This is a genomic window from Tenacibaculum larymnensis (genome assembly GCF_028829235.1).
In the GTDB taxonomy this organism is placed as follows: domain Bacteria; phylum Bacteroidota; class Bacteroidia; order Flavobacteriales; family Flavobacteriaceae; genus Polaribacter; species Polaribacter larymnensis.
In genome coordinates this window covers 127,860-149,587 of record NZ_JAIWJY010000011.1, presented here as the reverse complement: position 1 = coordinate 149,587, position 21,728 = coordinate 127,860, and the positions used below count along the sequence as shown (strand labels likewise).

The 21,728-nt window shown below is 29.1% G+C and carries 20 protein-coding genes; 7 read left to right on the top strand and 13 right to left on the bottom strand.

The genetic code is table 11. From position 1 onward, the window contains the following. The 6 genes from LCI24_RS14825 to LCI24_RS14800 all read right to left on the bottom strand — a co-directional run. Nucleotides 1–1,193, bottom strand: a 1,193-nt coding sequence (locus tag LCI24_RS14825) for a putative metal-binding motif-containing protein (RefSeq protein WP_274641073.1), incomplete at its 3' end; no start/stop codon positions are given. A gap of 6 nt (nucleotides 1,194–1,199) precedes the next feature. Continuing rightward, nucleotides 1,200–4,493 carry an RHS repeat domain-containing protein gene (locus tag LCI24_RS14820; RefSeq protein WP_274641072.1) on the bottom strand — a complete coding sequence of 1,098 codons (3,294 nt, stop codon included), beginning with the start codon at nucleotides 4,491–4,493 and terminating at the stop codon, nucleotides 1,200–1,202. A 62-nt stretch (nucleotides 4,494–4,555) separates the two neighbouring features. After that, nucleotides 4,556–5,053 (bottom strand): hypothetical protein, encoded by a 498-nt coding sequence (locus LCI24_RS14815; protein WP_274641071.1) that lies wholly within the window; start codon nucleotides 5,051–5,053, stop codon nucleotides 4,556–4,558. 13 nt (nucleotides 5,054–5,066) lie between these two features. Continuing rightward, entirely contained in the window at nucleotides 5,067–6,248 is a 1,182-nt protein-coding gene (locus tag LCI24_RS14810; RefSeq protein ID WP_274641070.1) for a hypothetical protein, read from the bottom strand. Further along, on the bottom strand, nucleotides 6,248–8,326 hold the full coding sequence (locus tag LCI24_RS14805; protein WP_274641069.1) for a type II secretion system protein GspD: 2,079 nt from the start codon (nucleotides 8,324–8,326) through the stop codon (nucleotides 6,248–6,250). The genes LCI24_RS14810 and LCI24_RS14805 overlap by 1 nt, the downstream gene beginning before the upstream one ends. A 12-nt stretch (nucleotides 8,327–8,338) precedes the next feature. Next, on the bottom strand, nucleotides 8,339–8,692 hold the full coding sequence (locus LCI24_RS14800) for a hypothetical protein (protein WP_121147435.1): 354 nt from the start codon (nucleotides 8,690–8,692) through the stop codon (nucleotides 8,339–8,341). Nucleotides 8,693–8,770: 78 nt separating this feature from the next. Here LCI24_RS14800 and LCI24_RS14795 point away from each other — a divergent pair, with 78 nt between their 5' ends. Continuing rightward, nucleotides 8,771–9,181 carry a prepilin-type N-terminal cleavage/methylation domain-containing protein gene (locus tag LCI24_RS14795; RefSeq protein ID WP_274641068.1) on the top strand — a complete coding sequence of 137 codons (411 nt, stop codon included), beginning with the start codon at nucleotides 8,771–8,773 and terminating at the stop codon, nucleotides 9,179–9,181. Here the strand turns inward: LCI24_RS14795 and LCI24_RS14790 are convergent. From LCI24_RS14790 to LCI24_RS14760, 7 genes are all read right to left on the bottom strand, one after another. Further along, the gene (locus LCI24_RS14790; protein WP_274641067.1) at nucleotides 9,178–10,302 is read right to left on the bottom strand and encodes a type II secretion system F family protein; all 1,125 of its coding nucleotides are present in this window, start codon (nucleotides 10,300–10,302) and stop codon (nucleotides 9,178–9,180) included. The genes LCI24_RS14795 and LCI24_RS14790 overlap by 4 nt on opposite strands. Nucleotides 10,303–10,305: 3 nt before the next feature. Further along, nucleotides 10,306–10,755, bottom strand: coding sequence for a PulJ/GspJ family protein (locus LCI24_RS14785; protein WP_274641066.1), 450 nt, complete (start codon nucleotides 10,753–10,755; stop codon nucleotides 10,306–10,308). Beyond that, nucleotides 10,742–11,083, bottom strand: coding sequence for a hypothetical protein (locus LCI24_RS14780; protein WP_274641065.1), 342 nt, complete (start codon nucleotides 11,081–11,083; stop codon nucleotides 10,742–10,744). The genes LCI24_RS14785 and LCI24_RS14780 overlap by 14 nt, the downstream gene beginning before the upstream one ends. Next, nucleotides 11,071–12,342, bottom strand: a complete 1,272-nt coding sequence (locus LCI24_RS14775) for a hypothetical protein (protein WP_274641064.1) — start codon at nucleotides 12,340–12,342, stop codon at nucleotides 11,071–11,073. Before LCI24_RS14775 ends, LCI24_RS14780 begins: the two co-directional genes overlap by 13 nt. Nucleotides 12,343–12,344: 2 nt before the next feature. Next, nucleotides 12,345–12,797: a hypothetical protein gene (locus tag LCI24_RS14770; RefSeq protein ID WP_274641063.1), complete on the bottom strand. Its 453-nt coding sequence runs from the start codon at nucleotides 12,795–12,797 to the stop codon at nucleotides 12,345–12,347. A 1-nt stretch (nucleotide 12,798) separates the two neighbouring features. After that, on the bottom strand, nucleotides 12,799–14,196 hold the full coding sequence (locus tag LCI24_RS14765; RefSeq protein ID WP_274641062.1) for a GspE/PulE family protein: 1,398 nt from the start codon (nucleotides 14,194–14,196) through the stop codon (nucleotides 12,799–12,801). 563 nt (nucleotides 14,197–14,759) lie between these two features. Next, nucleotides 14,760–15,476, bottom strand: coding sequence for an RDD family protein (locus LCI24_RS14760; protein WP_274641061.1), 717 nt, complete (start codon nucleotides 15,474–15,476; stop codon nucleotides 14,760–14,762). Nucleotides 15,477–15,595: 119 nt separating this feature from the next. On the opposite strand from LCI24_RS14760, the gene LCI24_RS14755 reads away from it, so the two are divergent. Genes LCI24_RS14755 through LCI24_RS14730 form a run of 6 tightly spaced genes read left to right on the top strand, consistent with a single transcriptional unit; the run spans nucleotide 15,596 to nucleotide 21,727 of the window. After that, a complete protein-coding gene (locus LCI24_RS14755) occupies nucleotides 15,596–16,561 on the top strand; it encodes a stage II sporulation protein M (RefSeq protein WP_274641060.1) in 966 nt (321 codons plus the stop codon). Beyond that, nucleotides 16,554–17,405 (top strand): hypothetical protein, encoded by an 852-nt coding sequence (locus LCI24_RS14750; RefSeq protein WP_274641059.1) that lies wholly within the window; start codon nucleotides 16,554–16,556, stop codon nucleotides 17,403–17,405. Before LCI24_RS14755 ends, LCI24_RS14750 begins: the two co-directional genes overlap by 8 nt. A gap of 4 nt (nucleotides 17,406–17,409) precedes the next feature. Further along, nucleotides 17,410–18,144, top strand: a complete 735-nt coding sequence (locus LCI24_RS14745; protein WP_274641058.1) for a DUF4129 domain-containing protein — start codon at nucleotides 17,410–17,412, stop codon at nucleotides 18,142–18,144. 1 nt (nucleotide 18,145) lies between these two features. After that, nucleotides 18,146–19,387: a DUF4350 domain-containing protein gene (locus LCI24_RS14740; RefSeq protein ID WP_274641057.1), complete on the top strand. Its 1,242-nt coding sequence runs from the start codon at nucleotides 18,146–18,148 to the stop codon at nucleotides 19,385–19,387. Between the two features lies 1 nt (nucleotide 19,388). Beyond that, the gene (locus tag LCI24_RS14735; RefSeq protein WP_274641056.1) at nucleotides 19,389–20,393 is read left to right on the top strand and encodes an AAA family ATPase; all 1,005 of its coding nucleotides are present in this window, start codon (nucleotides 19,389–19,391) and stop codon (nucleotides 20,391–20,393) included. A 2-nt stretch (nucleotides 20,394–20,395) separates the two neighbouring features. Then, a complete protein-coding gene (locus tag LCI24_RS14730; RefSeq protein WP_274641076.1) occupies nucleotides 20,396–21,727 on the top strand; it encodes a DUF58 domain-containing protein in 1,332 nt (443 codons plus the stop codon). Nucleotide 21,728: the final 1 nt, after the last annotated feature.

Below are 21,728 nucleotides of genomic sequence, written 5' to 3'. Positions count from 1 at the left end.
TCGGGTATAGTATTTATGCTATAACTTACACTTCTGGCGCCACTCCAACATCCTGAGGTATTATTTCTTGCTCTTAGATAATAAATAGTTCCGCTAGTTCTGGTAATATTAGTACTTGAGTTGGATGTGCTGGTTCCTGAGCTACTACTTTGCCAATAATAAGTGACTCCGCTAGGAGAATTACTTTGCGTTAGTACCGTATTTCCACAGTTTTTCTTAATGGATGGAGTACTTGGAGTATCGGGTATAGTGTTTATACTATAACTCACACTTCTGGTGCTACTCCAACATCCTGTTATATTGTTACGAGCTCTTAGATAGTAAATAGTTCCACTAGTTCTGGTGATACTGGCACTTGAATTAGCCGTACTGGATCCTGAGCTACTACTTTGCCAATAATAAGTGATTCCACTGGGAGAACTTCCTCTAGTTAGTACCGTATAACCACAGTATTTCATAACAGATGGAGTACTTGGAGTACCTGGTTTAGGTGCTTCGTCTATTTGTCCATCACAATCGTTATCAATACCATCACATATTTCAAGAGCACCAGGTTTAATATTAGAATTATCATCATTACAATCACCATTTATATTTGAATAGGCTAATGAACCATCAGGGTTTGTTAATGTTGGTTGATTGCAATCTAAAATTCCAATTCCTGCCCCATAGCCATCTTCATCTGAATCAAGATACCAATATTTAGGAAGGCTAGCGTTTGAATCGTTACAATCACTAGCATTGCTTACATAGCCAGAAGGAGCTGAACAGCCTAATACTTTGTTTGACAAAGTTCCGTAACCATCTCCATCAACATCTCTATAATAATATCGAGGGAGAGAAGAATTGTTATCATCACAATCACTAGAGTTACTTACATAGCCAGATAGAGCTGTACAGGATAGTACTTTATTTGATGATGTACCATACCCATCTCCATCACTATCTCTATACCAGAACTTTTCTGGACCTATATTAGGATTACTATCATCACAATCTGCTCCATTAAACACATAACCATTGGGTTGGGTAGAGCTTTGAATAGAAGACCTTGGATTACCATACCCATCTCCATCTAAATCACGATACCAGGTTATTTCATCTCCAGGGAAATCAGGGTCTGGCATTATTTGGGAAAAAAGAATCTCAGTAAAAAAAAGAGATACAATTATCAGTAATATGTTTTTTTTCATAGCAAATTAGTTTTTATAATGGTACTTATGTTCTTTTAAAAGATTCCCGTCGGCATCTTTTATAAATTCTAATCGGTTAAATTCATCGTACTGATAGTAGACTGTTTGTCCTCGTGGATCGGTAATACTCGTTACGCCTATTAAAGGGTCATAAGTGTAAAATGTCATTTGTGAGTTTTCTAATGCTGTTAATTGATGTAATTTATTTAAATAAAAACGTAACTGCCCTTCATTCCCTATATAATTAGTTACACTACCATTGTTATCTCTACTATCTATAGTTCTATCATCATCCAAGTTTGAAGCATTCCTTATAGGATTAATATACGTATTTGGAATATCTGAAAGTTTAGCATTTTCTATTATGGCTACAGGTTGTGTTTGGTTATACCCCCATATATATACAATGTGAGTTCCATCTGCTTTACTTACCTCGGTTGGGTTACCTTTGCTATCGTAACTGTGATATATGATTCGGTCTTCTAATGCTTGTGTTCCTTTTGAGGTTTGTATTTTACTCGGTAAATATAAGTTATTGAAAAGTTCGTAACTTGTATATTGACTAGATAACAGTTCTGAACTTGTACCTTTTCCGTTTTTATCAATATCTTTGTACATGTATGTTTCTATTGGTAAAAAACGATGGAATGATTTTAGTCCTTCTTCTGCTGTAGTTAATAATAAATTTGATTTATCTTGAGGGTATATAATTCTATTTAAAATAACATCTCCGTTACTTTTTGTTTTTTTACTAGACTTTAACTGATAGTGTTTGTCATAATTATAATAATAATCTGTGATGGTAAATGTATTTCCATAATCAAAATAATTTGTTTCTTTTGTATTAAGTAAATCTAATGTCCCTCCGCTTTGAAAATAAACTTTATAATTAGCATATGTATCTGTAAACACAATTAAAGGAAGTAAAAACCTTGTTCTTTCTGTAAGCCTTTCATTAACTGGTGGATCATGTAGTAAAGGTGTTCCAGTGAAATATGATGGGGTTAGTGATCCTCCATATGAATATTCATTCTCTATTTTTTTTATCAAAAGATAATTATTACCTGTTTTTTTTAAATATTTTAACGAAATATTCTTTCCTCTTATCCATTCATTATCCACAGGTACTGTATAGGGGAATTTATAATAGTTTCCTGCATTTTGAAAAGTTGTAAATTCATACTCTACTTTTCCCATATTATTATTTTTATTACCTATATACTCTACTACATGTGAATAGCCTAAGCTATTTCCATATGCAATTGCTAACTCCCCTCCTGGTATTGAACCATACATCACTAATCCAATACCAACATCATCTTTAGCATAAAAACCAGGAAGACCAAACAACACCCCGCTACAATTTCCTTCTGGGGTTAAGTATTCATACTCTTTGGTTTTAACAATGTCATTTGAATCTTTAAAATCAATTCTTTTAATACGTTTACCTTCTCCATAAATTAAATCATCATCAGAAATTTCTTGTTCTTCCCAGCTCATAATAACATTGAATCCATGATTAATATTATATGGGTCGTGAACATGATTTTTTGGTTTTACTTTAAGTAAATAATTTCCTGGTGATAAATTTAAAATAGCACTCCCTATGTATATAGGATACGCTTCCCTTTTATCTTTATTATGAATAGACACTTCAAATTTACAATCGGGTAAATATCCTGTTGAACTACAATTTTGTTCGTCTGTAAACCATGTCTTGATATCTACTTTTCCTTTTATATTTTCTCCAATAACAATCGATTTAGAATATTCTATACCATTGTAATATTGAGATTCTAAATTAGATAACCCATTTGTTAATTTTGTTAATGGGTTTATGGTATTATGAACTATATCTTTCAAATTACCTGCTATAACTTTATTATGTTCAAATAAATATTCAGTATATCCACCTGTTGGATACTTAATTTTTTTTAACAACCCAGCTTCAGACTTTATAGTATCAACCCTCCTGTTTATTGGGTTAGTACTGCTATAATCAAAAAAAGTTAAAAACCTCCCATTATCAGCCCCATTATAATACCCCCAAATGTCTTGTGAATTAGAATGTCTATTAGGTAGTTTAATATTAGAATACACAAAAGAGTATTCTGGTAAAATGTTTCCTTCAGAACCACTTTCTGTAATAGAGCTTAAAAACAACCTATTTTTTGCTTTCGGGTCTCCATTGTATAACGTTTCTAAAACATTATCAGGTGAGTTATCTGTAGTATATATGTAATTAAAGTGATATTTCTTTATTATTTCATCATTACTGTCTAATATTTTTATCGTATCTAATGTAAAAGCATCTTCAACATCTTGTCTCTCATTTATACTTTTTTCAAATTCAATTTTTCCAGATGAAAACTCTATCTTTTTTATTAAATATTGATTACTTCTATTTTTAGTAAAAAAACTTTTTAAAATTTTAGGCCCTTCATTATTTTCCTTTTTATAACTATCATAAGACCTTCTGTAAAAAATTGATTCTTCCTTTTCATAAAAAAATTTAATTTTTGCACCTAAAGAGGTTACAATATCCATTAGTTGCCATGCATTGTATGAATAAACAGACTCGTTAGGTAAATAAGTAATTGCTCCTGGTTCCGATTTTACCATACTATGGATTATTTCATCATAATTTCTAGCTTTTCTTAAACCATCTTCAGAAACTCCATAATAAAACTTATTTCCATCCTTATCCGTTACAATAAAACTTGATATTCTATCTTCTTCATCTGAATTATCCAATGAATATGTAACAGAAAAGTCTTTAAACTCTTGCAACAAGGGTTGTTTTGTTTTTTGATCAAAAATAAACTTCCCATTAATTCCATTAGCATTAAAATAAAAAACATCTGGAACATAATCATAAGGAGTTCTATTTACATCTTGATTGTAAAGTATTGTACGAGTGGCTGAATCTGTAAAAAAAGTATCATAAAAATTTTCTCGTAAATAACCTTTTACAAATTCGTCTGCTTTTCCTCTAATTTGTCTTGAAATAGAACCTCCATAATTCAAACCCCATCCTAGTCCTACTCTTGGTGCAATTTCAGCTACTTGAACCCCTCTGGCGTGATAACTTAAATTTATAGGGATAGTCATCCCTTTTTCTTGAATTGTATATATAGGAATATTTATATTTGGCAGACCTGAATAATGATTAACAGGCACTTCAGTAAACTTAGCCAAAGAAGTTGCTTCAGGTGAAGGAGGAATAATTGTAGGTAGTTCTTGTGTATACCCCCATACACAAAAGAGCATCATTACGATGCTTAACATAGTTTTTTTCATAAAATGTAATAGCAATTAAATTAGCAATTTGTTTTTTGTTTTCATTTGTAAAAGTATGATTTTTAGTTTTTTGTAGCAATTTTTTTTATGTAAAGTTTTAAAAGCAGAAAGTTTTTTTTAGTTCTGTAATCTTTCTTTTTAAGAAAATTAATGTTTTTAATTTCTCCCAAGCCTTGTTGTTCTATGTAGTTTAAAAGCGATAGCAACTCATTAAAGTTTCCTTTTATAATTAAGGGATATAGCTGAGCATTTGTATTGTTGTCTAGCACATTTATAGACGTATTGAATTCAATTAGTTCAATTTTGTTTTCTTTTTTGAATTCATTTATTTTTTTTAAAATAATTTGTTGAAAAGAGTTAGTAACAGATATGTTTTCTTGTTTTAAAATTGAGTCTAAGTATATAGACTTTTCTTTAAGTAGTTTTAGTTCAATAGTACTATTATTAATTTTTTCTTTTTCTTGTAGTAAATCACTGAGTTTTTTTTTGTAGTCTAATGTTTTAGAAATACTAAATACATATATAAAGCTCAATAAAGCAATGAAAGAAAAAAGTAGCATGATATTTTTCTTTTTATAACTCATTTTTTATAATTATTGAAAAATGAAATTTAGAAATTTGTTTGGTGTTTTCTATTTTTAAATTAGAAACTTCTTTAACCCAAGTAAGTTTCTCTATTATATCTACCCAATTACTAATATCTGAATTGGATTTAAAATTACCACTGATTCTTATTGTTTTTAACTCGTTCTTTATTTCTTTCTTCTCTTTAATGGTATTTAAAAAAGGTTGATAATTCAATTCTGTCAGTAATATTGTATTGGGTGTAGTATAAGAAATCTCATCTATATATTTAGCAATGCTTATTGAGGAGTAATTTTGAATTTGATTCAATAATTTTTCTTTTTCTATTACTTCATTATTCAATAATTTTAGATTTTCCTTAGTACTGTTATTTATTTCTATGTAGCTGTTTAATTCTGTAACTTCTTTATAATATGAACTAAAAAACAAAAAATTAATAAATAATATTACAAGGCAAAAACTCAGAGCTGTTTTATAGCCTTTATTAAAAATGACTTTATTTTTAAAGCTATTGAAATGAGTTTTAGTATGGTGAAAATTAGTCTTTAAATAAAAACTTATAATAATACCTAAAGATAAAAGACTATTGCTATCAATGTTTAAACCATTAACAATATAGATTTTATTATTGAAATGTTTAGGGGTGATATTAATTATTTTTTTGTGTTCAAGAAGTATTTTTGAATTGGATGTAGTAATTTCCGATGTCTGAAATAAATTAGCAATTTCAAAAACTGATAGATTTCCTAAAGAGAAGTCTAAAACAGAAATTTGATTAGAAGAATATAGTTTAATTAAGTCATCAATGTATGACTTTCTTGTCACTGCTAAAAATATATTATCATTAGTTTTTTCATATTGATAGTAGAATTCTGTACTATTTAAACTAGGGTATGCTAATTGAAATATATTTTGATAATTTTCAGGTTTGTTTATGTTTTTAGTTAAAACTTGTTGGTTGTTAAAAACTAAAACAATTTGTTGTTGTTTAGATTTCTTGAGAAAACTAATAAGCTCTTTATGAGTAGAAAAAGTTTTTTTACTGTCTAATTGAAGTTCTTTTCCTTTTTTCTTCAATTGTAAAAAATGGTAACTTTCTTTTCCTTGAGGATTGAAGGTGTGTTCTACAGCACAAAATCTATTATTATATAAAAACCAATCTTTAAGCATTATTTAATGATTGTAGGTTTAATTAAAACAGATAGCTTTTTTTTAGAGTCAATACGTTTTCTTTTACTAAACAACCATTTTATTACTGGTATTCTGGACAATAAAGGGACTCCGGAACCTGAATCATTTTTTAAGTTTTCTTCCAACCCACCCAATATTACTACATCTTGATCTTTAACCCTAATGATAGATGTAAACTCTCTAGAGTTCATTCCTGGAGGAGCCTCTTTGTCTATTCTCTTTCCATTAAAACTTGACTGGACTACATTAATACTCATTGTAATTTGATTATCTCCAGCTACCAAGGGTTTTATAGCTATAGATAAATCAGCGTCAATAGGAACATAATTTTTAATTTCAGTTGTTTGAGGGTTTTGAGAACCTATAATGTCTCTCCTTGTAATAGCATAATAAGAACGTTCTCCATTTGATAAAACAGCCTTGTGTCCGTTTAAAGTTGATAGTTTAGGGGTAGAACGAATTTTAATATTTCCATTAGCCTCCATAGCATTGATCTTTGCATAAAAATTAGGAACTACTTTACCTACATTTAAAGAACCAAAACCATTAAACCCTCCTATTATTTTATTAATAGTAGTTGCTCCTAGCGTTAAGTCAGCAGAAGGGAATAATTGTCCGGCATCTTTAACAGGTTTTTTGCCTAACCCTAACTCAATACCTGTGTCCACTGTAGCAGATTTATTTACTTCTAAAATCATTACTTCTATGAGAATAACCGGTACCGGTTTATCTATTTCCTTAATAAAAGATTTAAATTTTTCTATTTTTTGAGCATCTCCACTAATTATAAAACTGTTTCTTTCTATATCTGTTTTTACTTCTAAGTCGTTTGTTACCTCTTTAGGAAGAATATTAATTAAAGCTTCTGCTTTGTTATTGTAAGTATTAAAAGATCTATTATTGTTTCTTGTATTTATAGTTTGCTGTTGATTGTTAAAGCCATTCTTATTATAGTTTTGGGCATAGTTATTATTACTTGTATTTTGATTGAAAGAAGAAGTATTATAGCTAAATTGATTCCTGTTATTCATCGGGGCAGCCATAATCTCAATAGACCTATGTAATAAAGGAACAGTTACAATACTTCTTAAAGAGGCTTGTTCTCTTTTTCCTAAAAAGTATAAATTATCTTCTTTTTTATATGTGTAAGGAGTGTCTTCTAATAGCTTATATAACAACCTATCATAGGTTATACTGTCTGTTTTTATAGAAGCTTTTCCTATCGCTGTTAGTGAAGTGTTTGTGAAAATTCCTACATTTAAATCATAACCAATATTTTTAATAATTGAAGCTATATCAGTGTTTTCAAAATCAACACTTATAATTTTATTTATTGTATCGTTTACTTGATAAAAAAAGTTAGAGCTTCGATATCTTCTTGGTCTTTGCTTTGATTTAATATTTGCTGTGCTTGATCCATTAGAAACCTCTTCAAATAAATAATAATCATCTTTTGTTTTTGTAACTAACAAATTGTTCGAAAAAGCTAATTTATCTATTGCACTTTCAAAAGTTTTTCCTTGAATATAACCAGATATCCGTTTATTCCCTAAACCAACAGAATACACTAAGTTTTTACCTGTTACATCGGTTATTTTTTTAAAAGCAACAGACAACGTATCGTTGTTTAATTCAATAGAGAATTTATCAATAGTTGAATCATATTCTACAGGTATATTTTTTGTTTTAAAAATAGGTTTACGAGAGTGTTTTTTTATTGATAGAATATTTCCTAAAGGTTCTATTGTTAAAGAATACTCTTTGCATAAATACAAAAATATGTTGCTAACAGTAGCATCCGAAAAATTATGAGATAAAGAAAAATTATTTAGCTCAGGACCAATACTTACATTTACTTTATGAGTATTTGCTACTGACCTTACGAAGACAGGAAGTTCAATATTGTTAACACTAAAATCAACTTTTTTAGTAAGTCCTGGGATTTTTGTTTGTAAACTGTCTAACGTATGTTTCAGTTTGGATATTCTATTATTTGTTTGTTGTGAAAAAAGGATAGAACTGGATAATAAAAAAAATAGGAGTAATTTCTTTTTCAAAATATTTAATAATTAATTTATAGTAAAAGAGCTTCTAGTTTCTTGTGTTTGATACTCGGAGTTTTTTCCAATAATACTCCACTCATAATCACCAGAGCTTAGTTTTTTTGAGAATAAAGATTTTGCAATCACTGTATCTAGTACAGTTTTGGTAATGTTACTAAAGTTTGGGGTAATAACTTTTAAGTGATATACGTCTACGTCATCCAGTTTATTCCATGAAAAAACTATTTCTGGATCATCTAGCTTAACTTTATTAGCAGGAGAGACAATGGTGATTTTTTTATCTGAAATATTCTCAACGAATATGGCTTCACAATTTGTTAAAACTAATGCAGAGAGAAGCATCAATACTTTCTTTTTCATAAAAACTTTAAATTTTAGAGGCAAATGTAAAGAATTATTTCATTTTTAATACTTTTGACAAAAATCAAAAAAACAGAGATGAAATTGAAATTTTCAAAAAAGGTAGATGCTTATAACTTACAGGAACTTTTAGTTGTTTTAGTTATTATAGGAATTCTTATTTTAATAGCATTACCTTCTTTAATGCCACAAATTTCAAAAGCTAAAAGCATTGAAGCTAAAGTTCAACTAAACCATTTATATGGATTGCAAAAAAGCTATTTCTACTTACACTCAAAATATTCAAATGATTTTAATGAGGTAGACTTTATTATTCCTAAAAATATTAACCAAGGAGGAACAGCTTATTATAGCTATGAAATAATTGAAGCTACAAATAACTCATTTAAAGCTAGAGCAATTGCTGTTAGTGATTTTGACGGTGATGGAGTTTTTAATATTTGGGAAGTAGACCAAGACAAAAATTTAAAGGAAATAGTAAAGGATTAACCTATAACGGTACTTAACTTAAACATTGGTATGTACATAGCTATAAGTATTGTAGCTACAACTATTCCTAAAATTAAAATAATTAATGGTTCTAAAGCTGTGCTTAACATTTTTGATTTATACTCTACATCTTTATTATATTGGGTTGTCAATCGCTCAAAAATAACCTGATTTTGGTTTGTTTCTTCTGCAACTTTAGTTAAAGAAATCATTTTTGAATCGAAAATAGAATGTTTTTTTATGCTTTCTGATAATGTTTTTCCTACTAAGATGTCATTTTCTATATTGTTTAAGGCTTGTTGCAAGGGATAGAAGTTAATCATTTTCTGTGTAAGTTGAATGCCATTTAATAAAGGAACTTTAGCACCTATAAGTAAAGAGAGTGCTTGTGTAAATTGAGCAACTTTTACTTTTTTTACAAACTCACCAATAAAAGGTAGCCTTAAGATTATTTTAGAACTAATTCTTTGATACCATAGTGTGTTTTTGAAAAACTTTCTTAAAACTACTGTAATTACAATTACTAAAAATAGAACCCAGTAATAATTTTTAAAAAAGTTTGAAATCATTATAATTTTAGTAGTAATCCAAGGGAGTTCAACATTATTTTGTTTAAAAATATCAGCAAACATAGGTACTACGAATTGTAACATAAAGCCTACAGCAAAAAATGCAGTTGTAAGAATTATAATAGGATAGGAGAGAGCGTTTAAAACAGTTCTTTTCTGCTCATTTTTCTTTTTGAAATAATTACCCAATTCTTCTATAACTTTATTTAAAGTTCCTGTTCTTTCTCCTATTTGAATTGAAACATATTCATAAGTAGAGAAAAGCTTTTTTTCTTGTAAAGCTTCTGAAAAATTTTTTCCAGAAATAAGTTTTTCAATAATAGATTCAATTAACTGTTCGTCTGTTTCTTTTTTTTGCTCTTTTGAAATTAACTCTAATGCATCTTTTAATTCCAGTCCAGCTTGTAAAAGTACATACAACTCTGTGTAAAAACTTTCTTTCTTTTTGTTAGAAAATGATTTTCCAAATAAGTTTATTTCTTTTTTTAATAACTTATCAAAATCAAAAGTTTTTTCTTTAGATTCTTTAATGTTTTTTATTTGAAATCCCATTCTTTAATTTATATAAAATGAAGCACTTTTTACTCTGTTTACAAATAATTTCTGATTATTGTAAGTGTTTTCAAATTCTAATTTTAAGGCGTCAATAGCCCCGTTTTTAACTTTTAAACCATCTAAAAAAAAAGTTTTATTATTTGTTTGAATTGAAAAGCTATCTTTTTCTCTAATTATTGTTTTTTTCTGAAAAGTATATGTTATGGTATCTAACTCTTTTTCAAAAGAAAGAAGTTCCTTTTTAAAAAAAACATTATTAGCTTCATTAAAATCTTTCCATAGTACCTTGTCTAAATTTTCTATGGTTTGTTTTTTGTTTAAGTTGATTTTAATGCTTTGTGTTTGTTTTTGAATCATTGTTAATACTAAAAAAGCTAAAGATATCACTATAGTTGATACAACCATTACTACAAGAAGCTCAGTTAATGTAAAAGCTTTAATTTTTTTCATAATCAATAATTTTTCTTGAAACTGTTGTATTTGTTTTTTTAGAGGTTATTTCAAATTCAATTTCATTTAAATTATTATTGTTTTGTTTAGAAATATGAATTAACCAATCTCCTTCATCATTGCTATAAGGAAGTTTAATTAATGCATGTTGATATTGATATACTATTTCACTTAGCTTTGAATCTGCCGCTTTAGTATTCTTACGAATTGTATTTTGCATAATGTTGTTAAGTATAGCTATAGCTATACCAAAAACTAAAACAATAACAATAGTTGCTATTATTACTTCATTCAACGACGATGCTTTTATTTTTTTTAATATAACCATTTAGCTATATTTTGATTATTAGAGTTTAAGTTCATTCCTACATATTGTGTAGGGAGTTTATTTGCGTTAATCTTACCGTTTAATATGTGATTTATATAAGTGCTTCCTTGTTGGTTGGTTATAAAGTTTTTTGTTATTACCATCCCTTTTACTTCTCCAAGTAGTTCTAGGTTAGCTTCACAATAGACTTCTCCTGTAACTACAGCTTCTTCTTTAATAATTATTTGAGGATTATAATTGCTTTGTTGTAGTTCACTATTTTCTTTTTTATATATCATCACTCCTTTAAAGATGACTCCTTGTTTTAATTCTATTTTATTTTCTTTTTGATTTTTTTTAGCTTCATCACTCTTTAAAAGAAGAACCAAGGAGGATGGATAATTAATTTTACAGTTTTCATTAACAGTTATCGTTTTGGTAGCAAAAGCTTGAAAATTTCCTGTTACATTTTTTTCTAAGACGATTTCAGGAGCAATAAGAATAATGTCATTTAATTTAGCTGAAGCAGTAATTGTTATTTTTCTATCAGACCTCACTATAATATTACCTTTTAAAGAAATATTTTGAAGATAAATGCTGGAAGTTGTTTCGTGTAAAAATGTTTTTTTATTAAATGATTGTGTGATATTAAGATTTTCTTCTAGCTCAAAATTTTGAATAGAGTCATTTAGATAGTAGTGTTTTAGTAGTTGTTCTATTACTATAGAGTTGGATATTTGTGGTAGTTTATTGGTGCTTGTATGTTTAACTCCTTCAATTAATTTATTGTTGTAAAATGAAGTACCTCCAATATTCCCTGTTTTGATACCTCTTTTAGGTAAAAAAACATCGCCTACTATTTTAGCATCTCCAACCATAACTAACGGAGTATTATTATCTTGAAGGTAAAGAGCTTTTCTTTTATCTTGCCACCAGCCTAAAAGACCTAGTTTTTGAAAATATTCTTGTCCTACTTTAGATGTAACAAAGCCTATTTCAAAAATTCCCCACTTTTTTTTAAATATTGATGTAGATTCTTTAATGTTGTCTGAAAATTGTTTTGTCAAGACTTGGTTATATTCAATATCTGTATTTGATAAGTAATCAAATCCGTAATTAACGTTTAAAATGGCTTGTTTGTAGAAAAGGCGCTTTGCAGATAGTTTGTTTTGTAAGTTAATTAACAGGATGAAGGTTAGTAGTATAATAGCAATGATAACTGAAATTACCAAAACATACTGTAAAGCACCCGCTTTTATTTTTGTTAACCTATTAAGCATTATTAACTAAGAGGAATTACTTTGTTGTTTCCCTTGTAATGAATTTTCACTTCTTTTTTATTACCAGAAAGTAATTTTATATCACTAATAGATTGCCCTATTTTTAAAATGTTTTGATTTCCGTTTATGGATATTATAAAAGATTTTCTTTTATTACTTTCAATTATTCCATGATAAATAATAGGAGGAAAATTTACTGGTTCAGCTACTTTTTTCTTCCTCCCTTTTTTCGTAGGTTTAGTTATTAGTTTTCCTAAAAAAGGATCCCTTGTGTGTCTTTTAATAATGTAGTTTTGCTTTTTCTTTATTTTTTTTCTAGCAATGCTTTGTTTGTTAGTTGCAGGTATTAATATTTCTTCCTTAGGATTTAAGTAACCAAAAATTTGAAATCCAATTACTCCCCAAACAATAATAACAGCAATAATTAAAATATACGTTTTGTGTTGTTTTTTCATTTTACGAGATTATTAATGAATATACTTCATCAATTGAAGTAACTCCTTCTTTAACTAGTTCAATAGCATTATTTTGTAGTGTTTTAATTTTATTAGCTCTTAAATAAGTATCTATTTCTAATTCTTCTTTTTTAATAAATGAAATTACTTCTTTTGTAACAGGTATAATTTCGTATATAGCTTTTCTCCCTTTATATCCTGTTTGATAACATTCTTCACACCCAACAGCTATAAAATGAGTTTTTAAAGCGTCATGTAATTCAGAATCTATTGATGTTTGTTCTTCTTTTTTGCAATTATCACAAAGTTTTCTAACCAATCGTTGAGCGATGCTTATATTTAGTGTACTTGCAATTAAAAAAGAAGGTACTCCCATATCTATTAACCTAGAAACAGTTCCCCATGCAGAGTTAGTGTGTATTGTTGATAGTACGAGATGGCCTGTCAAAGCAGCTCTAATAGCCATATTTGCAGTAGCTACATCTCTTATTTCTCCTACCATGATTATATCTGGGTCTTGCCTTAAAAAAGTTTTTAAAGTACTTGAAAAGTCTAAACCTATATCTTCTTTTAATTGAACTTGATTAACTCCTTCTAATGTGTATTCTACAGGGTCTTCTATTGTAAGAATATTGGTGTCTTCTTTGTTTAATTCCTTTAAAGTAGCATAAAGAGTAGTGGTTTTACCAGAGCCTGTTGGACCAGAAATTAAAATAATACCATTGGGTTTTTTTATTGTTTTTCTATATGTTTTTAACTCTTCTATGGTAAAACCTAACTTGTTTAACTGAATATCAACATTGTTTTTTGATAGTATACGCAATACAAGTTTTTCTCCCTGTAGCGTTGGTAAAGATGATACTCTTATGTCAAAATCTTCTGACTTTGTGGTTAGGTTAATACGTCCATCTTGAGGTAATCTTTTTTCAGAAATATCCATGCTAGCCATAATTTTTAGGCGATTAATTATTTTGGGATATTCTGAGGCGGGAATAATATATTTTTCAATTAACTTACCATCAATTCTAAATCGTACTCTTTTTTGTTTTTCAAATGACTCAAAATGTATATCACTGCTGCCTATCTCTTTAGCTTCATGAATTATATTTAGTAAAAAATCTTCTGAATATTGTAAAGAAGTAGCGCTTTTTCGATTTCGTTTTCTGTAGTTTTTTTGTAAGTAGCTATCAATATTGCTAGTTAATTCTTCTTCTAAAATTATACTTTTTCCTAAAACTATTTGAAGCTCAGATTTTAGATTTTCTGTTTTATTAGAATCAGTTAAAAAGGTAGTACTGTTTTTCTCTGTGTTAATGGGGATTATTCTATATTCATAAGCCAGTTCAGAGGGAATTAGCTGTGATAATTCAGTAGGTAAATCAAAGTTTTTCTTTTTCATTAGAAAGCATAGATATTAACAATATTAAATACCAAATTTATAAATAAAATTAAAAATAGAAATAATGCTTGGAATCCAGCCAATGGTACCGTTTTTTGAGTTAGTTTAGGTTTTAGGGTTAAAAACAAAATGAGAGAAAAAATTAATGATGCGGAAAATAAAGTTAAAAATGTTACTGTAGGAAAACTAATACATAGTAAAATAAAAAAAAGTATATCTCCCAGCCCCAAAGAATAGAAAAATGATTTTTTAAGTTTTAATTTAGAGTACAGAAAAATTATAAATAATATAGTTGATAAGATTATTAGGTTTATCAAAATATTGAGAAGATAAATGTTTAATAAGGTGTTTTTAAAATAGATAAATGAACCAGCAACTATAGCGGTTAATAAAACAAGTAAAAATACTTGTCTTTCTTTTAAGTCTTGGTAAAAGATTATTAATAGTAAACTAAGAAGAATATAAATCAATTTTTATGTCAAAGATATAATAATTAAGTTTTTATAAGATGAATGAAAGTATAACTTCATAAAAAATACTCCCATAGATTAATTTGATTAGGTTTACTGCCTTGCGTAATAATGATAATCTTTAATCACAGTATCTATAAATTGAGCAGGTTTTTGCTCTGTGGTAATTCCTGTTAATTCAATAACTTTTGTATGTAGTTTTAAAATTACTTTATGATTTCTTTTCTTCATGGCATCTCTATATACCCTTGTAATGGTATGAATATCGTTATCATTCAATAGAGTAACTTGTGAATAAGTAGGTGTGTAGTTATCGACTACATCGCTTGCAATAGTATCTTTTAACGTAATTCTTTTCTTTTCAGATATTACAGTAGTTCCTGCAGCAATATCTCCTAAACGTTGCCCTTTTCCGTTTAATAAAATTGTAAGAACTGCAACAGAGCCACTAGCTAAAGTAAAATCAACAAAACGTAGCAACCATCTAATTAAATAACTTCCAAAAGTAGGTTTAGAACCATCCAATTTAACCACTCTTATTTGGTTGAAGTATTTACCAGGTGTTTGCCCATTCATTAAAATTTCAAAAAGAAAGCTGTAGAAGAATACAGGGAGCCCTAATAAAACAAACAGACTCATATATTCCATACTCATAGGGATATCTAACATACCTATTATAATAGCAATGATAATGTAGTACCCAACAATAAATAAGGCATCGATTAAATAAGAACCAATACGAGTGGTAACATGAGCTACATTTTGACTAATAGCAATGTTTTGAGCTGTTTCTATTTGAAAATTATCCATGAACTAGTTTTTCACTTTTTTTTGTTGATATTTATGCAACTTTTTTTAGTTTAGCGAAGATAAAAATATTCTATGATTAGAGAAACTTCTCAACAAACATGCTTTAATTTTTTAAATACATGAGAGAAGCTGCTTTTGTAAATAAAAATAAAGAAAAGTGGCAACTTTTTGAAGATGCGCTGTACAACAAAAAAGTTATTTCACCAGATAAATTATCTGATTTATATGTGGAGTTGACTGATGATTTAAGTTACGCTAAAACCTTTTATCCGAGCGGAAATACGGTGATATATTTAAATTCTATAGCTTCTGCTGCGCATCAAAAAATATATAAAACCAAAAAAGAAAGTAAAAACAGGTTTGTTAGTTTTTTTAAAACGGAATTTCCTTTGATGTTTTATAGCCACCAAAAACAATTATTGATTGCGTTTTTAGTATTTGCTTTTTTCTCAATTTGTGGAGCTTTTTCAGCTGCAACTGATATTGATTTTGTTCGCCTTATTTTAGGAGATGGTTATGTAAACATGACCTTAGAAAATATTGAAAATGGTGATCCAATGGCTGTTTATAAAAAAGCCAATGAAGTTGATATGTTTATAGGAATTACTGTAAATAATATAAAAGTTGCCATGTATGCCTTCATTTTAGGAATGCTTTTCTCGGTTGGAACCTTATATATTATGATGCAAAACGGAATAATGTTAGGTTCGTTTTTGTATTTCTTTTATGATAAAGGATTGTTTTGGGAATCGTCAAGAACCATTTGGATTCATGGAACTATAGAAATATCAGTAATTGTTATTGCAGGCTGTGCAGGTTTGGTATTGGGGAATGGCTTATTGTTTCCAAAAACCTACTCGCGATTAGAATCGTTTAAAAGAAGCATGAAAGACGGATTAAAAATAATGGTAAGTACTATTCCGTTTTTTATTGTTGCAGGATTTTTAGAAGGTTTTGTAACCCGTCATACAGAAATGCCAGATTGGTTAACAATTTTAATTATTGTTACTTCATTAGCATTAATCATATTTTATTACGTCATTTACCCTGTTAAAGTTTATAAAAATCAACAAACCCATGCATAAAGAATACGTAGAGTTTAAAAAAGAGAGAGATTTAGGAAGTATTATTTCAGATGCTTTTAAATTTATACGATTAGAAGGGAAGCAATTCTTTTTAACGATTTTAAAAGTAGCTGCAATTCCTATTGTTATAGCTGTAGCAGCTATGATTTATTACATGATGTCTATTTCATCAATAGTGAGTGACGATGCAAGTGGAGTTGCAGGAATGATGGGAGCGGTGTTTATTATGTTGATAGCTTATTTAGTAGCTATCGTTTACATAAACTTAGCAGGTATGTATTATATTAAATCGTATATAGATAACAAGGGAGTAGTCAGACAAGAAGACGTTGTAACCAACACGAAAGCTAAGTTTTGGTCGTTTACAGGCTTTGGTATTTTAGCAGGGTTAATATTATTTGCTAGTGCAATGCTATGTGTGTTACCAGTGTTTTATACATGGCCAGCATTATCTTTAGGAGCTTCAATTTTAGTGTTTGAAAATGAAACAGCCTCTGGAGCAGTAGGAAAGTGTTTCAACTTTATAAGCGGGTATTTTTGGGAGACTTTTGGGGTGGTTTTCGTTGTATCTATTTTAGTAAGTATTCTAGGGTATGTATTTCAAATACCAGCAATGATATACCAATTAATAAGTATGGGGATAGGTTCAGGAAGTGATAACCCGTCGGAAGTTTTAGGCTTTTTTAGTGATCCTATTTACTTGATTTTAAATGTTATTTCAATAGCAGGTAAGTTAATGTTTTATTCAATAACCTTGATAACGAATGTACTTCTGTATTTCGATATCAACGAAAGAAAAAACCTTACAGGAACTATTGAAAGAATTGATAGTATAGGACAGTAATCTTTTGAAGCAGTTTCTTTTTTACATAACGTTTTTTATTTGTTCAATAACTCTTTTCTCTCAAGAAGAAAAAAGAGAAGTTAGGTATGATGATACTATTATTGAACAAAAAAAGTTTGATGCTCAAAAAATAGAAGAGTACAAGCAAAAAGATGAATTTATATACATCGTAGAAAAAAGAGAACCTACTATTTTAGAAAAAATATGGGATTGGTTAAAACGAACCATCATAAAAATTCTCTCTTATATTTTTGATGATATTACTCCAGCAGTAGGGTTTTTACGTGTTGTTTTAAAAGCGTTACCATATGTAATTGCAGGATTAGTGTTGTACTTTATTATTAAATTCTTTTTAAAAGTAAATGCACGTAATATTATTGACGGTAAAAAAAACAAACCTATTGTACACTTATCGGAAGAGGAGGAGTTAATTAAAGATAAAGATTTACCAAAGTTAATTCAGAAAGCAATTTCAGAAGGAAATTATCAGTTAGCAATACGTTATTACTATTTACTATTACTAAAAAACCTGTCTGACAAAGATTTTATCTCTTGGCAACAAGAAAAAACAAACGAAGATTATATAAAAGAGTTATCATCAAAAAAGCAATTGCATAGCGATTTTAAAAAGCTAACTTACTTGTATGATTATGTGTGGTATGGTGAGTTTTCAATAGATAAAGAAAAATTCTTACAAGCGGAAAGTAATTTTAAAAACACGCTAGCTAAAATATACTAATTTGGATAAGAAACTAAAAATATACATTGGCTTGTTGGTACTTATAGTGCTCGGTATTTTTTATGTCGAGTCTGTAAAACCTAAAGAAATCAATTGGTATCCAAGTTATGCAGCAAAACATAAAATTCCGTATGGTACGTATGTATTGCATAAAGAAATGCCTAGTTTATTTCCAAAAAGTGAAGTAAAAGATGTCTATCAAAATCCGTACATATATTTAAAAGACGATAAGAATAATGGAACGTACTTTTTTCTTGATAATAAAGTAAATTTTGACAAAGATGAGTTGAATCAGCTCTTAGAGTTCACAGATAGAGGGAATGATGTATTTATAGCAACAAACGGAATTCATTTAGACACATTGCAGATTCAAACCAGCTATTTAACTACTTCGGCATTTGAAGAAAAAGCCTATCAAAAAATGAGTAACCCTATGTTTGGTGGTAAAGAGTATCATTTTGATAGAGATTTTTCAAAGCTGTATTTTTCTGAAGTAGATACTCTTAATACAACTGTTTTAGGTGAGTTGGTAGTGAGGAATGAAAATGATTCTATTATTAGCAAAAAACCAAACTTCATAAAAGTAAAACACGGTCAAGGAAACTTCTATTTACATACATTCCCACAAGCATTTACCAATTACAATATGTTGTTAGATAGCAATTATGGATATGTAGCTAATGTGTTATCGTACTTAAATAATCAGCAAAAAAAAGAAACGGGTGCTGGGATAGGTTCTAATAGTAAAAGTGCTATTTTATGGGATACCTACTATAAAACAGGAAAAAGTAGAATAACCTCACCTATGCATTATATTCTGTCAACCGAATCGTTAAAATGGGCATATTATATAGGATTGATAGGGGTATTGTTCTTTATTATTTTTAAAGGGAAACGTAATCAGCGTTTAATTCCTGTAATTACTCCATTAAAAAATCAAACATTGGCTTTTACACGTACCATAGCCAATATGTATTACGAAAAATCAGATCATAAAAATATAGCTGAACATAAAATCAACTATTTTTTAGAGTATATCAGAATCAAATATAGATTATCAACCTTAAAAATAGATGAGTGTTTTTATAAAAACCTTGCCAACAGAAGTGGTAATTCAGAAGAAAAAGTAGTTGCTTTATTCAAAAAAATACAGCAAATACAATCAAAATCAAGTATAACCGAAGAGGATTTGGTAGCGTTGAATAAGGCTATTGAAGATTTTAAAGCATATAAAAAAGAGTAGGATGAATACAGAAAATAATCCAGCAGAAGTAACAAACGAACTATTTTCAAACAGAGTAGACTTGTCGAAATTAAAAGAAGCTGTTATTAAAATAAAAGAACAGTTAGGAAAAGTAATTGTAGGGCAAGAAGAGTTTATGGAATTACTGTTGGTTTCTTTACTAGCAGATGGGCATGTATTGATTGAAGGTGTGCCAGGAGTTGCGAAAACGGTAACAGCAAAACTATTAGCAAAAACCATTGCAACTGATTTTAGCCGAATTCAATTTACGCCAGATTTAATGCCTTCAGATGTGTTAGGAACTTCGGTACTAAATATGAAAACATCTGATTTTGAATTCAAAAAAGGACCTATTTTCTCAAATATTGTATTGATTGATGAGATTAACAGAGCGCCTGCAAAAACACAAGCAGCGTTGTTTGAGGTGATGGAAGAAAAACAAATTACGATGGATGCTGAGCGTTATGTTATGAATCCACCATTTATGGTATTGGCAACCCAAAACCCAATAGAGCAGGAGGGAACTTATGCTTTACCAGAAGCTCAATTAGACCGTTTCTTGTTTAAAATAAATGTAGGATATCCTAACTTAGAAGAAGAAATACAAATTATCACTGCTCATAACGAACGAAAAGGAGCGTTACCGCAAACGAAAGTGGAAGCTGTGTTAACAGAAGCTGAGTTATTAGAATACAGAAGCAAGGTTTTTGAGGTGTTGGTAGAAGAAAAAATTATTAAATACATAGCACAACTTATTTCTAACACACGTAACAATGCACATTTATATTTAGGAGGTTCACCAAGAGCAAGTATTGCAGTATTGATGGCATCTAAAGCGTTTGCGGCAATTAACGGACGTGATTTTGTAATTCCAGAAGATGTAAAAAAGAGTATTTATCCAGTATTACGTCATAGAATTATGTTAACTCCTGAACGCGAAATGGAAGGGATGACAGCCGATAAGGTTATTGAAATGATTGTACAATCTGTAGAAGTTCCAAGATAGTGATTCAATTCTTTAAATCGTTATATGTACATAATCGCTTTTTTATCTATATAAGCGTAATTTCGGCATTATTTTTAGTGTCGTTTTGGCTTCCTGCGTTGTATTCAGCAACATGGATGTTAGTATGGTTATTTGTGATAGCGATGTGTGTTGATGTGCTCATTTTATATCGATTTAAAAACGGGTTTTCAGCAAAAAGAATTGCATCAGAAAAACTGTCGAACTCTGATGATAATGAAATAGCAATTACGCTTGAAAACAACTATCCGTTTCAAGTTTTTATTTCGTTGATTGATGAATTACCTGCTCAATTCCAAAAAAGAGATTTTGAACATGCAATGTCTTTGAAGTCTGGGGAGAAGTCTACTTATACATACAATGTAAGGCCTGTTGAAAGAGGAGAGTACAAATTTGGAAGAGTAAACGTATTTGTGTCTTCTTTTTTGCAGATGTTTTCTAAACGATATTCCTTTTCTGCGGAAGAAAGTGTGAAAGTATACCCGTCGTACATACAAATGAAAAAATACGAGTTTTTGGCAATGCACAATAACTTAACGGAATTTGGAATGAAGAAGATACGACGAATAGGGCATACAATGGAGTTTGAGCAGATAAAAAACTACATTCCTGGTGATGATGTACGTACCATAAACTGGAAAGCAACTGCTAAAAGAGCAGAGTTGATGGTGAATCAATATCAAGATGAGAAATCGCAACCTATTTACTCTATAATAGACTTAGGACGTGTAATGAAAATGCCTTTTGAAGGATTAAAGTTACTAGACTATGCCATTAACTCAACGTTAGCTTTTTCAAACATAGCTTTATTAAAAAATGATAAAGCAGGAATGATTACCTTTTCCAAAAAGGTTGAAAAGATAGTAGCAGCAAGTAATAAGAAAACAAATTTATCGGTCATCAACGAAGAGTTGTATAACATAACTACCGACTTTTCAGATGCTAATTTTGCATTGTTGTATGCAAACATCAAACGAAAAATAAATCAACGTAGTTTGTTGATTTTATATACTAATTTTGAACATATATCTGCCTTAAAACGACAATTACCGTATTTAAAAGCAATAGCTAAAAAACATTTGTTAGTAACCGTTTTCTTCGAAAATACTGAGTTAGACACTTTAATCACTGAAAATGCAGAAGACTTACAAAGTGTATATCACAAAACCATTGCAGAGAAATATGCTTACGAAAAACGTTTGATGATAAAAGAACTAGAGAAAAATGCTGTGCATGCTATTTTAACCAAGCCGCAACATTTATCCGTAAATGTAATTAATAAATACCTTGAGTTTAAAGCTAAAGGAATGATATGAA

Coding starts and splice junctions, on each gene's coding strand:
- LCI24_RS14820 (WP_274641072.1), bottom strand. CDS start 4,493: ATGAAAAAAACTATGTTAAGCATCGTAATGATGCTCTTTTGTGTATGG.
- LCI24_RS14815 (WP_274641071.1), bottom strand. CDS start 5,053: ATGCTACTTTTTTCTTTCATTGCTTTATTGAGCTTTATATATGTATTT.
- LCI24_RS14810 (WP_274641070.1), bottom strand. CDS start 6,248: ATGCTTAAAGATTGGTTTTTATATAATAATAGATTTTGTGCTGTAGAA.
- LCI24_RS14800 (WP_121147435.1), bottom strand. CDS start 8,692: ATGAAAAAGAAAGTATTGATGCTTCTCTCTGCATTAGTTTTAACAAAT.
- LCI24_RS14795 (WP_274641068.1), top strand. CDS start 8,771: ATGAAATTGAAATTTTCAAAAAAGGTAGATGCTTATAACTTACAGGAA.
- LCI24_RS14790 (WP_274641067.1), bottom strand. CDS start 10,302: ATGGGATTTCAAATAAAAAACATTAAAGAATCTAAAGAAAAAACTTTT.
- LCI24_RS14785 (WP_274641066.1), bottom strand. CDS start 10,755: ATGAAAAAAATTAAAGCTTTTACATTAACTGAGCTTCTTGTAGTAATG.
- LCI24_RS14780 (WP_274641065.1), bottom strand. CDS start 11,083: ATGGTTATATTAAAAAAAATAAAAGCATCGTCGTTGAATGAAGTAATA.
- LCI24_RS14775 (WP_274641064.1), bottom strand. CDS start 12,342: ATGCTTAATAGGTTAACAAAAATAAAAGCGGGTGCTTTACAGTATGTT.
- LCI24_RS14770 (WP_274641063.1), bottom strand. CDS start 12,797: ATGAAAAAACAACACAAAACGTATATTTTAATTATTGCTGTTATTATT.
- LCI24_RS14765 (WP_274641062.1), bottom strand. CDS start 14,196: ATGAAAAAGAAAAACTTTGATTTACCTACTGAATTATCACAGCTAATT.
- LCI24_RS14760 (WP_274641061.1), bottom strand. CDS start 15,476: ATGGATAATTTTCAAATAGAAACAGCTCAAAACATTGCTATTAGTCAA.
- LCI24_RS14755 (WP_274641060.1), top strand. CDS start 15,596: ATGAGAGAAGCTGCTTTTGTAAATAAAAATAAAGAAAAGTGGCAACTT.
- LCI24_RS14750 (WP_274641059.1), top strand. CDS start 16,554: ATGCATAAAGAATACGTAGAGTTTAAAAAAGAGAGAGATTTAGGAAGT.
- LCI24_RS14735 (WP_274641056.1), top strand. CDS start 19,389: ATGAATACAGAAAATAATCCAGCAGAAGTAACAAACGAACTATTTTCA.